This is a genomic window from Bariatricus sp. HCP28S3_F11, from assembly GCF_052065395.1.
Taxonomy (GTDB): domain Bacteria; phylum Bacillota; class Clostridia; order Lachnospirales; family Lachnospiraceae; genus Allocoprococcus.
Window position 1 is genome coordinate 31,351 of the sequence record NZ_JBQHUC010000003.1, and the last position, 13,630, is coordinate 44,980.

Sequence of the window (13,630 nt, forward strand, 5' to 3'; positions counted from 1 at the left end):
ATTCCTATGTATTAATAGCGATTCTGAATCGGAACATCAAAAGATGAGGTGTTCAGAATATCCTGAAGATCTCCGGAAATATCTACATTCGCCGGTGTGACAAGGAATATGAAGTTTGAGATCTTCTGAAGATTTCCATCAATTGCAAAAGTTGATCCTGATGTGAAATCTATGATTCTCTGAGCGACCTCAAGATCCATGCCTTCAAGATTCAAAATAACTGTACGTCCACCAAGAAGCGTCTCAGTAATCTCTCTGGTGTCTTCCATGTTGTTCGGTTTGATTACGCATACTTCCATAGCAGGTGCACTTTTTCTTGATGGCTGACGCATTGGAGTTACTTTATTATTGGTCGGACGAGAAGATCTTCTAGGTTCAAATTCTTCTTCCTCTTCATAAGAAGTATTGGCTTTTTCTTTCTTAAAAATTCCACGCTTCGGTTTTTCTTCTTCGTACTCGTCTTCAAAGTCATCTTCATCGAAGAAGTCATCCTCATCGTAATCGTCATCACCGTCTAATTTCATTACTTCCAAGAACTTATCTAAAACTCCCATTTTTACACTCCTATCTGTTGTATCAGTTTCTTATTGAACATAATTTCTTTCACCAAAAATTGCAGTACCAACTCGTATCATAGTTGCTCCCTCTTCGATTGCAATTTCAAAATCATTTGTCATACCCATGGAAAGAATGCTCATATTCACATTATCAACTTTTTCCTTTCCAATGTCAACAGATAATTTTCGTAAGTTTGCAAAATATTTGCGATTTTCCTCTGGATCACTTACAAAAGGAGCAATTGTCATTAAACCTTGTACTTTTATGTGCTGAAATCCGGCAATTTGCCTAACAAAGTCCGGAACCTCTTCCGGCATCAATCCGAATTTTGTTTCTTCTCTTGCCATATTTACCTCGAGAAGCACATTTGCAACGATACCTTTTTTCTCGGCTTCTCTGTCAATAGTTTCCGCAAGACGAATAGAATCAACGGAATGAATCAGCTCCGCCTTATCAATAATATACTTCACCTTATTGCGCTGAAGATGACCGATCATCTGCCAATGGATATCCTTCGGCATCACTTCATATTTATCCACCAGCTCCTGAACTTTATTTTCACCGAAATATCTGGTACCTGCACCATACACCTCTTCCAGCATTTCCACCGGTTTTGTCTTACTCACTGCGATCAAAGTCACCTCGTCACGGCTTCTCCCGGCACGTCTGCAGGCTTCACAAACGCGTCGTTCTACATCCATTAAGTTCTCTGCTACCATGTTTTGTCACTCCTTACTGACTTACTATATCATTTTCCCGGACGGAAGCTCCATCCAGAGCAATGTGATCATAATTGGACAGCCCATAGCTGTTTCCTTCTTCTATAATATAATACTCTTCGCTTTCACAGAGGATCTCAACCTGTTTAAATACGGCGTATCCCTTATTAACATTGTAAACCCCTTTTAGCGTTCCCGTTTTACTTAATGTAAAAGTCTCGGTTGACTCCGGACGTACCAGAACATCTCCGGCTTGGAAATCTCCCGGATCAAGATAAACCATACTATTTTCCACATCACGATAACACACATTTACATCAAGGAATTCTACAATAGAATCTCCTTTTTTATTTTTTGTCTGCCGAAGAACTCCTTTATTGTTAGAAGCCCCGCCTGTAGTCAGATAATCCTCAGGAACCAGATAGAATTCCTTTTCCGTCACAGCGGATTTCGGAATCTTAAGGCCTGATTCATCCTCAAGAATCAGTTCAATATCGAGATATCTGTCCTGTGCATATCGAATCATGGAATCAGTAAACTGGATATAACCGTAAGTCTCATCTTCTCCTCTTTTAAAAATACGCAGACTTCCCCACATCGTCTTATTATCTTTATCAAAACGGATTTTTACAGACAGCTTATCCTTATCGCCCATCTTTTTATACAGCATCTCTTCTGTCTCTTTATTGAGCTTAAATACAATACTCCACGCCTCACCGGTAACCAAACGATAAGCAGGCGAACCGGCACTGATTTTCGTGTTATTCAGAATCTCAGTCTGTGCATATCCTTCTTTAGAAAACTCATCTTCCGTGAGATCCTCCATGGACAATCCTTCATAACCGTCATAAGAATACTCGATAATACCGTCATCCTGAGTTTGGAATACCTGAAGTCCATCAATGCTTCCCTCTCCCAGTAGTGTATTGAGCTGGGTTACCCTGTTCTGGTTTGTATTACTTTGAAGCAAAGCTGTGGTTTCTTCCTTAAGGACTCGTACATCTTTAAAATTCTGCAATCGAAAATTTTCATGAAACGACTGAACTTTCATCAGTATACTGTTCCACTCATCCGTAGACAAATCCACTTCATCATTCGATTCCGTCGAAGAAGTATCTGCAATTTTATTCGTGCTCAGCGTATAGACATTGTTTCCGACTGCTACTTTCTGTCCGGCTTCGACAAAATAATTCACATATCCTTCCTGATCGGCATATACCAGATTTTCATCACGCAGTGCAATGCATGTAAAAGAAGTATTTTTTAAAATACTGCCTTCACGCACCTCATAAACAGCAATTCTGTCTTTGGTAAGATAGGTAAGAACCGTGACAACAAGGTAAATAAAAATGACACCAAAAAGTATCGTTCCAATATTCCAGGTTCCTTTTCTTTTATAGCGTTTCAAACTGATAACATCTTTATTCCTTCCAGCCAATACTTCAGCCTCCTCAATACCATAATGTCAAATTATTGATCTAATTTTTTCAGGGCAGCTCCGTTAAGGTAATTACATAGTCTTCCCTGATATCGTCCCTCTTGTTTCATTTTTGCAAATAATTCGTCCCTGAGTTTCCACCAGCTGTTTCCCCAATTGCAAAAAACAGAATCCTTCTCCGGAATCCTTGAAAAGAGCCGTTCCACAGCCATATTTTCAGGAATCAGTTCTAGAAAAGAAGCAACCCTTTCCAGGTATTCTTCTTTGGAACACAAACATATTCTACCATTTTCATACCAATCACACAATAAGGTATTTTTTGCAATATATAAAGAATGCAGTTTCACGATATCTATCCCAAGCGCAGTGAGAACACGTGCCGTTTCGCAGGCATCGTTCCTGTCATCTCCGGGAAGATTCAGAATCACATGGGCACAAATAGTAAACCCTTTGTATTCCTTAATCATCAAAACGGCATCAAGGAATTCCGCCAGCCCATGTCCTCTTCCTATTCGATCCAGTGTATGGTAATTAACGGTCTGCAGCCCCAGCTCAATGTTCATCTGGATCCCGGTCTCACGTTGAATGGCATCCATTACATCCAAATATTCTCTGTTCAAACAATCCGGTCTGGTAGAAACAGATATTTCCACGATATCCGGCACCGCCGCAGCCTCCCTAAGATACTTAGTGAAATGCTCCAACGGCTGAAATGTATTCGTATAATTCTGAAAATAAGCTATAAATTTATGTGCATGATATTTTTCTTCAATTCGTTCCTTGGTACGGAGAATCTGCTCAGAGACGCAGATCTGTGCGTCCATTGCTTCAAATCCCGTACCGGCTCCTGCACAAAACGCACATCCCGGCCCATCCACACGGTTCGGACAGGAGACCGGCAGATTTACGGGCAGTTTATAGACTTTTTCATGATATTTTTCTTTTAAATAATCAGAATAAGGATAATACAATCCTTTATTTTCAAACTTTCTTTCCTTTTCCATTATTCTTTCCTGTAGTTACTGTTTATAGAAACTATTTGCATCAGAGTGGTATAACTGCATTATTTACTGTACATACTAGTAGACAGAAACCATATAAGGAGGAAACTGTCATGAAATGGTTTGATAACACAGCTTTAACAATCGTAATTATTGGTGCACTTAACTGGCTTCTCGTCGGTATATTTCGCTTTGACCTGGTAGCCTACATCTTCGGCAACCTGTCATGGCTGTCACGAATTATTTATACGCTGGTCGGACTGTGCGGTCTTTATTTAATCAGCCTGTTCGGTCGTATAAACAGCATATCTGAATCATAGTAAAAAGGGGTATCCCACCAAATGGATGCCCCTCTTTTTATGTGATTTTCTCAATTAAAGATGTCATATCCTCATAAAGTGTTGATTTATCAGGTGCTCCCATCACGATGGATATATAAGGACGATTCTGTGAATCCCTTACAAGGAGGATTAGACAACATCCGGCTTCATCTGTTGTCCCTGTCTTACCGCCAACGATCGTAACATTATCCGGTTCTTCAACAACCCCTTTTGCATACAGATTGGTAGGCGTAAACGTCATCTCCTGCTGAGAACCGTCTGCCGCGGTATAGACTGCAGTATAAGAATCGCTGCTGATAATCTCTACAAAATGTTCATTTTTAATACATTCATTAAAAATCAAATATAAATCGTAAGCAGTAGTATAATGTTCATCATCATGCAGGCCATGCGGATTGGTAAAATGCGTATTATTCGCCATTAATTCTCTGGCACGGCTATTCATCATATTTACAAATGATTCTTCAGTTCCTGCTATATGTTCGGCGATGGCAGAAGCGGCATCATTCCCTGAATACAGAAGTAGTGCATTAAGAAGATCTTCTAATGTCCAGACTTCTCCTTCTCTCAGACCACACACCTGTGCATCGGAAGGAAAACTTGCAGCAGCGGCTGTTTTACTGATCGTAACCGTATCTTCCAGATTTCCATTTTCCAGTGCAAGAAGGGCTGTCATGATTTTTGTCGTACTTGCCGGATACAGTCTTTCATGGGACTGCCAGGAATAGAGAACATTTTTATTCTCCAGGTCAAACAAGGATGAAGCGTGTAACGCTGTATCCCCTTCATATCCTTCAAGCACCACATCCGTTTCAGCTACGCACAACTCTTCTGCATAAAGGGTGCTCTCATATAATTCTGCATTATAATGAGCTTTCTCAAATTCTGTTACGAGCGCTTTTGGTTCCCCCGAACAACCACTCAAGTACAGAAATGCGAAAGCCATACATCCGATCAAACATAGTCTGCCTTTACTTGTACATCTCACGCCAGTCTAAATCTCCTCTGTCAATTGCTAAAATCAGGATCTCCGCTGTTGCAAGGTTCGTAGCCATCGGAATATTGTGCATGTCACACAAACGGATAACATCGTTTACATCCGGTTCATGCGGCTTTGGATTCGATGGATCACGAAGGAAAATCAACGCATCGATCTCATTCTGTCCTATCTGTGCTCCCAGCTGCTGTTTTCCGCCAAGCGGCCCGGCGAGATACTTATGGATAGAAAGATTCGTGACCTCTTCTATCAAACGTCCGGTAGTGCCGGTAGCAAATAATTCGTGCTTACTTAAAATTCCTCTGTAAGCGATGCAGAAATTCTGCATTAAAGTTTTTTTGGAATCATGAGCAATAAGTCCTATGTTCATTTTCACCACTCCTTTATTGGTATTTTTTCGGCTGAAGGCCAACATTTAACACAAAACCGATTCCCATAAACATACTGACAAGTGATGTCAGCCCGTAACTGACAAAAGGTAACGGAATACCTGTATTTGGGAAAATTCCTGTAGCCACGCTGATATTGACGAACGACTGCACCGCTATCTGCGCGGCTATTCCGCAGCAGATGATTCGCCCCGCCATATCCTGTGCTTTAATCCCTATCAAAATACACTGTATTACTATTAATAATAACAGACCAATCACAATACAGCAACCCACAAAACCTAATTCTTCACCAACAATTGCAAAAATAAAGTCTGTCTGGGGCTCCGGTATATAATTTCCATTCTTCACAGATGTCGTCGTATTGTTGTTCAGCCCTTTCCCCGTGAGCTGTCCGGATCCAATCGCCATCATAGAATTGTTCTGCTGAAATGCCTGATCACTGGCATATTTTTCCGGCTCAAGCCATGCCAGAATTCGCTCCTGCTGGTAGTCTTTTAGGAACGGCTGATTCGGCTGTACCGCAATACTGATAAAAATCACTGCCGTTGGTATGAGGATTGCCAGCATTGTACCAATAAATTTATAGCTCAGTCCCGCGATATACATCATGACACAGAACACCAGAACAATCGATATCGTAGTAGACAAATCCGGCTGCATTACAATCAGAAGTGCGGTTGGAGCAAACAGTAATACAGCAGTTATAATCGTGCGAAAACTGTTGAGATCTTCCTCATGATTCATAAGAAATTTTGCAAAAAACAGAACCATCAATATCTTAGTGAGTTCCGAAGGCTGGAAATTGGTAAAATACAGATTGATCCATCTCTTCGCACCGTTTACTTCTGTGCCAAAAATCAATGTGATCACCAGCATCACAATATTAATCGCATAGATCATCCAGTATAAGTTCAAGACCCATACATAATCAATAAGTGATACGATGACCATAACGATCAGTCCCAGTACAAGACCAATGATCTGCTTATTCTGCACTGATTTCTGGGCACTTCCGATAACCAGAATTCCCAGAATTGTCAGCGCAACAACAGAAATGATCAGATTAAATTTGTAATCCTTCAAATGATAAGGTTTCGTTTTTTTTGGTAATCTCACGATTCGTCTCCCGTTAAATCAATAGTAATCCTTGACCGTGTGATATCCACGTCAAATTGTTCTTCAGTTACTTTCATGTACTTTGAAACTGTGCGGAATAATTCCCGGCACAGAAACTCATATGTATCCGGCTGACATTGCATACGATCTGCTACGATCAGTGCTTTCAGCCTGTCTCTTGCAATCGAAACAGATGGTTTCCGATATTTTGTTTCAAATACATACATAAGCCTGCCTCCTAATTTTTCCGAAATCTGCGAATAAACTTATGCAGCATACTATTCTGTTTATCAAAATCCAGAAACGGAACATCTTCTCCCAAAATTCTCCGGCAGATATTCATATAGGCTTTTCCTGCCAGTGAATCCATATCAATAACCGGCTCTCCCTGGTTGGTACCGACAACGACCTGTTCATCATCCGGGATCGCCCCCAGAAGGTCAATGGAAAGTATTTCAGTCACATCGTCAATGGACATCATATCCCCCCGTTTTACCATATCGATCCTGATACGGTTTATGATCAGATTCATCTTTGCCATATGATGAGCTTCCAAAAGTCCAATGATCCGGTCAGCATCACGAATCGATGAAACTTCAGGAGTAGTTACAACAATTGCCCGGTCAGCTCCGGCAATCGCATTCTGAAATCCCTGTTCGATTCCAGCCGGACAGTCCAGAAGCACGTAATCATATTCTTCCCGGAGTTCCGAAGTCAGCTTGATCATCTGTTCCGGGGAAACAGCAGATTTGTCTTTTGTCTGAGCAGAAGGAAGCAGATGCAGATTCTCATGCCTCTTGTCCCTAATAACCGCCTGTTTCAGTCGGCAGCTTCCTTCAATTACATCTACGAGATTGTACACAATCCGATTCTCCAGTCCCATAACTACGTCCAGGTTCCTGAGCCCCAGATCTGTATCAATTACAAGTACCTTCTGGCCAAGACTTGCAAGTCCCGCTCCAATATTTGCTGTAGTGGTCGTTTTTCCGACTCCGCCTTTTCCTGATGTCACAACAATAATCTCGCCCATAACACGTCCTCCTACCAAATTTGATTCTTAAGCGGACCAATAGAAATGTGTTCTTCGTCCAGCCGTGCAATCCGCGCTTCCGGCTTTTCCCCTTTACGCAAATACACACGATTTGCACCGACTCCTGCAATCTTCAGCATCTGAGGCTTCATAGCCAACGCAACGACAAACGCATTTTTATTTCCTGCCGCTCCTGCATGTACAGTACCACGGATCGTACCGAGCACCACAATATTACCGCGTGAAACGACAGTCGCTCCAAATTCTACATCGCCTAATATAATGATGCTTTTTTCCGTTTCCAGTACCTGCCTCTTCTTCAGTGTCCCCCGGTAAAACTGTCCTTCTCTTCTGGGCAAATCTTCAAGACATTCTTCCACCACGCTTTTGTACAATCTTTCTGTATTCTCGTTTTTGTCGAAAATACATACAATATGGATGTGCGCAATATCTGTGATCAAATCTATGATTTCTTCTTCCTGCGGCTTGGTAAGCACTCGCCCCTCAAAGGTAATCGCCATGCTTGCATCTTTAAAAAATTTTGCCGATTCAGTGAAACTTGTCCTAAGTTCCTCAAGGATCTGCTTATATTCTGCCTCAGGATCCATATGAACGATCAAGCCGTATTTATTACTTTTAATTACGACTTTCTGATTCAAGTCCCCCACTCCTTCTAATCTCCGTGAACTCCTGTCACAGTAATTTCTGCAGCATGACCGGTGATAAGTTCATTACGATCAGCCAATCCATAATAATACCGCATCAGATCACGTCCAATTTCAGAAACATACAACGATTCATATCCGTTTTTAATTCGGATTGCAAATGCAATCTCTGGTTCGTCACTCGGCGCGAATCCAACAAACAGACCATGGTTCGCATGCGATTTACTTTGCTGGGCAGTACCCGTTTTACCGGACATCGCAAATCCATTCAAAGAAGAATAGGTACTGCTGCTGGTGACAACGGCACGCATTCCCTGATGCACCGCATCCCAGGTGTTGTTGGAAACATTTTCAATCTGATTCAGAGCACTCGGCTCAGACTGTTCAATCACATCGCCTTCCACAGTTGTAACTTTGTCGATCAATGTCAGATTATATACGGTTCCACGGTTCGCAACAGCAGTAATATATCTGGCAAGCTGTGTCGTTGTATAGTTATTGGTTCCTTGTCCAATCGCAGACCGGACCGCATCCTGATCGGAAATCTGAGGCTCCGATTCTGGTATCTCTATACCTGTTTTCTGCCCGAGACCAAATAAAGTCGCATACTGCTTCAAAACCGCAAGGCCTTTATCGGACGAATATCTTGTAGCTGTAGCTTCGCCACTTGTATCCGAAAGATCATTCTCATTAAGCGCATCGTTCGTAAGTCCCAGACGATATCCCACCTCATAGAAAAACAGGTTACATGATTTCTGAATCGCACCGGATACATTCAGTGATCCATGGGAGCTCGGATAAAACCAGCACTTCGGATTCGGTGATACTTTTTTATAAACACCGCTGCAGTTCAGATATGTATCAGAACTAATCACACCCTCTGTCAATCCTGCAGTCGCAACCAACGGTTTGTAAGTAGAACCCGGTGCCGTCCGCTCCTGTGTGGCATTGTTATAAAGCGGTGCCGCCTGATTCTGCCGCAGCTGGCTATAATAATCAGAATCCATACTGTTCGCCAGACGGTTATTATCATATCCCGGATAAGAGACGCATGCCAGCACTTCTCCTGTATTGACATCCGTCACTACAACAGATCCTGTACATGGTTCCAGTCCAAGCTGCCCCGGAGTGATTTCAAGCGTTTGAATCTTACCGCGAATAAAATCATAAGGACCGGTCGCACCACTTACAAGGTTATTGTATTGGGTTTCATCATAATCCAGGACTTCCTGTTCATACAAGAGCAGACAGATCTGCGTACCTGTAATCCGGCCTGTCTTGATCATATATTTATAAATCAGTTTCTCAAATCCGGAATCCGTCGACAGTTTCTTCCCAATGAAGTTCACGAGTCCCTGGTAAGTCTCACCAAGATCAGAATAACTGCTCTCCTCATCCATGTATTCCTTCAGTTTCGATGTATCGATCCAGTTCTGGGAAATTGCATAGTTCAAATATGTATATAAGCTGATCGTCTCATCTTCTTCCCAGGCAAGGTATGTCTTGTCCTTCGTATCAATCTTATCTGTCTGTAATATCTTTGCATTGGTTGTAAGAAGATCACTGATCACATAGCTCAAATAAGCCTGCATTTCTTTTGAACATTCTTTATATGCAGGAGCATTCGGATTTCCCAGCTGTTCCAGAACTTCTGAAATCACTTCTTCATGTCTCGTAATGTATGCCTGATACACAGCCTGTTCTGTCGATTTGGCATCCGGATCTTCAAAATGTCCGGTATCCAGGATCTCATTTGAAATAAATGCATTGTAGACGTCATCGATTGGAATGATAACATCACTCTCATCTGTAACCTGACTCCGATCATAGTTCATGACATTCGCCATCTTTGCAACCACAATTCCGGCAATCTTTTCTTCCAGCAAGTCATAAGCTGCTTTTTGTAGATTTGCATCGATTGAAAGATAGACATCATTTCCTGCTTTTGCCTCGGAAACTTCATCTGTTTCTATGATTTTCCCCACGCTGTTTACGTAAAGCTTGATTTCTCCTTTCGGCCCCTGGAGCGTCTCGTCCAGAACCTGTTCCAATCCAGCTTTACCAACAATATCTGTAAGGGAATATCTTTCCTGCGTTTCTTTGTCCATGGAGTCATACTCTTCCTGGGAAATGGTACCGGTATATCCGAGAATAGATGCAAAATACTTGCTGTCGGGATAAACTCTCAGAGAATCTTCTGCGATATTGACGCCCTGAAGTGTATCAATATTCTCCATAATGGCTGCTTTTGTTTCTTCACTCACATCACTTGCTACCGTTGTAGCGACATATTTCTGATACCGGTTCAGACTCATGGCATAACGGATATTGACCATTTTCAGAACCATCTCTTTCGAAAATTCTTCCTGATCAATTCCATATCCCCATCGTTTATCCGTACAGAGATAGTTGATGATATCTTCTGCGGTATATGCCTTCTGTTCATCAGAAAGCTTGTCAATTGTGGCATATCCGAAAATATCCGCAAGAAAACGAAGCTTCTGAGTCGAATCTTCATCCATCGTATATTGATATTCCCCGTTATCATTCAGAACAATCTTAAAATTATTGATGATGGAATCCCCGTTAGATTCTACAATATCAATTACTTTCAGAACCGTCTCATTGATAATCTGATTCTTTTCGGCAGTAGTACTGTTGCTGTAATCCCCGTTGTCTTCTATTGTGACAGAATAGGCAAGCTTATTGTCGGCAAGAACCACACCGTTACGGTCCAGAATCCGGCCTCTTGTTCCTTGTACTTCTTTTGTCTTCTGAATCTGTAATTTATAGTCATCCAGATACTCCTGTCCTTTTACGATCTGCAGATAAAAAACTCTCTGAACAAGAATTGCTGACATCACACAAAACGCGATCATTACAACAAAAGCCCTGGATTTAACTATCTCGATTGCCCATGCCTTCAGGCGTTCCCATAATTTATACAAATTTACTTGCACTCCTTTTTTCTTCCTCTTCCAGTCGTCGATTCGTATGCAGGATCACCTGATATAAGCCCAGTGTGATCAGAATGGTGTAAACAAGTTCCGGCATTATGATATGATTGAAATAATACCAGAAATTAAAATCGCTTTTCAGCATAAAAAGGAAAATATAAACAACCAGGCTGTAAACCAGTTCACTCGCCGAAATCAGCGCCAGCGGAAGCTTGATGTCTTCATCATAAAATACCCTGCTGAAAAATCCGTTGCAATATCCAATCACCATATACACCAAGGCATAAAATCCAATTAAATCGCCACCCAGAATATCTTTGAGTAATCCGCAAAAGAATCCGATGAACAGACCTTCCTTTCTTCCGCGCATAAAACCAAAGGAAGAAGTGACTACGATCAGTAGATTCGGGATGACCGATGCCAGGGCCAGATATTGAAATATTGTCGTCTCCAGTATGAAACAGATCAGTATGATAACGGTACAGACTGCAATCCGTTTTAATTTCTTCATCCTTACTCCTTTTTATCAATCAAGTCTTTCTTTGTGGTAGTGATAACCAGCACTTCATTTAATTCATGAAAATCCGTAGCCGGGATAATATATCCAGAACGTGTCAGATTGTTTGCATCAACCGTAACCTCGGAGACATATCCAATCAGAAGCCCCTGAAGATATTTGTCACTGATATTGGAAGTTACGACCTGAGTGCCTACCTTAACTTCATTCTCATTGTTTGCAAGTTGCTCGAATTTGACAACACCTTCACCTATCAGCTTCAGATCGCCGCTGACAATACATTTGTCAAAAGTTTCCAGCATCATGGCACTCACATTTTTATCATCAATGATGGAACTTACAATGGAATAATTCGGCCCGACTTCTGTAACGATGCCGACAAGCCCTGCACCTGAAAGCACATTCATATCCACTTCAATACCGTCGTTGCTTCCCTTGTCGATCGTGAATCTTGAAAACCAGTTGCTGTTTTCACTGGCAATAACATTCGCCCCGACCTTTGGATAATCTGCCGTATCCTGATGCATTTTAAAAAGTTCCTGAAGTCGTTCCAGCTCTGCGGAATTCTGTTGAAGCTGATTATTTTCAATCGTCAGCTCCGCAACTTTTTCTTTCAGTTGTTTATTTTCTTCTCTCACTTCCTGAAGCGTTGCAAAATTATCGGACACATCACTGATCCACATCCCCACACGGTTGATGCCCTTCTGCATTGGTACCACCGTATATCCGGCTACCCATGCGAGCGGCCCTTTCCCGGTATCTGCAAAACCGGAAAGTCCCATTAATATAATACAAATTATTGCAAGGATCAGAAGCCAGTATTTGCTTGCAAGTGAAAATTGGTTTTTTGCTTTCATCTATCTCATCCACCTATAATTCTCGTCTAGCATTGAATATGCGTGTTTTCTAAGCTCTTTGGACCGGATAATCTGACTCAGTCCTTCCACCGCGCAAATATCCGGATGACGCGCAGTGTGAACCCGGTAACCAGTTGCCCCTTCTATGTAACTGGAAAGACCCGGAAGATAGGAAAGACCTCCTGTCAGAAAGATACCGTTCTTCTGTATGGCCTTCAATACTTCCGGAGGCGTTCTTTCAAGCAGAAGGTTGATCTGCATGATACATTCCGAAAGCGGCTCCTTCATGGCGGCACGTACCAGGCTGATCGGAATTTCCTGCTGTTTCGGAACTCCGGTTACCAGATTTCTTCCGGCAACGACCATAGTCTCACTGCTCTCTCCGCCAAACACACCGAAACGCCGCCTCAGTGTTTCTGCCGTAAGCCTTCCAATCAGGAAATCATAATTATGCCGCACCAGATTCGCCACAGCATTGTCAAATGTATTCCCACCGATTTTGATCAGTTTATTCAGCACCATACCACCGGATGCGACAACCGAAATTTCCGTCGTCTCACCTCCGAAATCTGCAATCATAACCCCTTTTGTATTCTGAACATCCATTCCGAGTCCGATGCAGTGTGCAATTCCCCGTTCTACAATATTGACCTCCCGGGCTCTTGCGGTCGAATGGACCACGAGATCAAAGAAAGCCCGTTTCTCCACCTCAGTAACATCGGTCGGAACAGCGATCACGTATTCAGCACCTCTTGCAAACTGGCGGTCTTTTTTCAGCAGATTCTGAAGCAGATACTGCATATCGTTAAATCGGCTGATGACCCCTTCCTTCATAGGAAACACAACCTGTATATTTCCCGGGGCTTTTTCATACATTTCATATGCTTCATCACCGACAGCAAAAATTGTTTTCTGATTGGCGATTGCAATGACATTCTTTTCCTTCCATATGGTGTCCTTTTTTTTATCATAAACTTTGATCTCATAAGTTCCAAGATCAATACCGTAAACATTTCTTGCCATTTGCTATATTCCTTTCACA

Annotated in this window: 15 protein-coding genes; 1 reads left to right on the top strand and 14 read right to left on the bottom strand. The window is 42.0% G+C overall.

Features of this window, described 5'->3' with window-relative positions; all coding sequences use genetic code 11:
- Nucleotides 1-11: 11 nt before the first annotated feature.
- The 4 genes from ACTNBR_RS02150 to ACTNBR_RS02165 are packed head-to-tail and all read right to left on the bottom strand — an operon-like array spanning nt 12 to nt 3,719.
- Nucleotides 12-554: a cell division protein SepF gene (locus ACTNBR_RS02150; protein ID WP_427805723.1), complete on the bottom strand. Its 543-nt coding sequence runs from the start codon at nt 552-554 to the stop codon at nt 12-14.
- 30 nt (nt 555-584) lie between these two features.
- The gene (locus tag ACTNBR_RS02155; RefSeq protein WP_427805724.1) at nt 585-1,277 is read right to left on the bottom strand and encodes a YggS family pyridoxal phosphate-dependent enzyme; all 693 of its coding nucleotides are present in this window, start codon (nt 1,275-1,277) and stop codon (nt 585-587) included.
- A 13-nt stretch (nt 1,278-1,290) separates the two neighbouring features.
- Nucleotides 1,291-2,715 carry an HlyD family efflux transporter periplasmic adaptor subunit gene (locus ACTNBR_RS02160; protein ID WP_441015779.1) on the bottom strand — a complete coding sequence of 475 codons (1,425 nt, stop codon included), beginning with the start codon at nt 2,713-2,715 and terminating at the stop codon, nt 1,291-1,293.
- Between the two features lie 32 nt (nt 2,716-2,747).
- Nucleotides 2,748-3,719 carry a TIGR01212 family radical SAM protein gene (locus ACTNBR_RS02165; protein WP_427805726.1) on the bottom strand — a complete coding sequence of 324 codons (972 nt, stop codon included), beginning with the start codon at nt 3,717-3,719 and terminating at the stop codon, nt 2,748-2,750.
- Nucleotides 3,720-3,829: 110 nt separating this feature from the next.
- On the opposite strand from ACTNBR_RS02165, the gene ACTNBR_RS02170 reads away from it, so the two are divergent.
- Entirely contained in the window at nt 3,830-4,036 is a 207-nt protein-coding gene (locus tag ACTNBR_RS02170; RefSeq protein WP_427805727.1) for a DUF378 domain-containing protein, read from the top strand.
- A gap of 37 nt (nt 4,037-4,073) precedes the next feature.
- Here ACTNBR_RS02170 and ACTNBR_RS02175 read toward each other — a convergent pair whose 3' ends face one another.
- The 10 genes from ACTNBR_RS02175 to ACTNBR_RS02220 form a co-directional block, all read right to left on the bottom strand.
- Nucleotides 4,074-5,045: a D-alanyl-D-alanine carboxypeptidase family protein gene (locus ACTNBR_RS02175; protein WP_441042659.1), complete on the bottom strand. Its 972-nt coding sequence runs from the start codon at nt 5,043-5,045 to the stop codon at nt 4,074-4,076.
- Nucleotides 5,029-5,424, bottom strand: a complete 396-nt coding sequence (locus ACTNBR_RS02180; protein WP_427805729.1) for a methylglyoxal synthase — start codon at nt 5,422-5,424, stop codon at nt 5,029-5,031. The genes ACTNBR_RS02175 and ACTNBR_RS02180 overlap by 17 nt, the downstream gene beginning before the upstream one ends.
- A gap of 13 nt (nt 5,425-5,437) precedes the next feature.
- On the bottom strand, nt 5,438-6,562 hold the full coding sequence (locus ACTNBR_RS02185) for an FtsW/RodA/SpoVE family cell cycle protein (RefSeq protein ID WP_427805730.1): 1,125 nt from the start codon (nt 6,560-6,562) through the stop codon (nt 5,438-5,440).
- The gene (locus ACTNBR_RS02190) at nt 6,559-6,789 is read right to left on the bottom strand and encodes a cell division topological specificity factor MinE (protein WP_427805731.1); all 231 of its coding nucleotides are present in this window, start codon (nt 6,787-6,789) and stop codon (nt 6,559-6,561) included. The genes ACTNBR_RS02185 and ACTNBR_RS02190 overlap by 4 nt, the downstream gene beginning before the upstream one ends.
- An 11-nt stretch (nt 6,790-6,800) precedes the next feature.
- Nucleotides 6,801-7,592, bottom strand: coding sequence for a septum site-determining protein MinD (gene minD / locus ACTNBR_RS02195; RefSeq protein WP_427805732.1), 792 nt, complete (start codon nt 7,590-7,592; stop codon nt 6,801-6,803).
- A gap of 11 nt (nt 7,593-7,603) precedes the next feature.
- Nucleotides 7,604-8,260: a septum site-determining protein MinC gene (locus ACTNBR_RS02200; protein ID WP_427805733.1), complete on the bottom strand. Its 657-nt coding sequence runs from the start codon at nt 8,258-8,260 to the stop codon at nt 7,604-7,606.
- A gap of 5 nt (nt 8,261-8,265) precedes the next feature.
- On the bottom strand, nt 8,266-11,136 hold the full coding sequence (locus ACTNBR_RS02205; protein WP_441015840.1) for a penicillin-binding transpeptidase domain-containing protein: 2,871 nt from the start codon (nt 11,134-11,136) through the stop codon (nt 8,266-8,268).
- A 61-nt stretch (nt 11,137-11,197) separates the two neighbouring features.
- Nucleotides 11,198-11,725, bottom strand: coding sequence for a rod shape-determining protein MreD (gene mreD, locus ACTNBR_RS02210; RefSeq protein ID WP_441015773.1), 528 nt, complete (start codon nt 11,723-11,725; stop codon nt 11,198-11,200).
- A gap of 2 nt (nt 11,726-11,727) precedes the next feature.
- Nucleotides 11,728-12,588: a rod shape-determining protein MreC gene (gene mreC, locus ACTNBR_RS02215; RefSeq protein ID WP_427805735.1), complete on the bottom strand. Its 861-nt coding sequence runs from the start codon at nt 12,586-12,588 to the stop codon at nt 11,728-11,730.
- Nucleotides 12,589-13,611 carry a rod shape-determining protein gene (locus ACTNBR_RS02220; protein ID WP_427805736.1) on the bottom strand — a complete coding sequence of 341 codons (1,023 nt, stop codon included), beginning with the start codon at nt 13,609-13,611 and terminating at the stop codon, nt 12,589-12,591.
- Between the last annotated feature and the right edge of the window lie 19 nt (nt 13,612-13,630).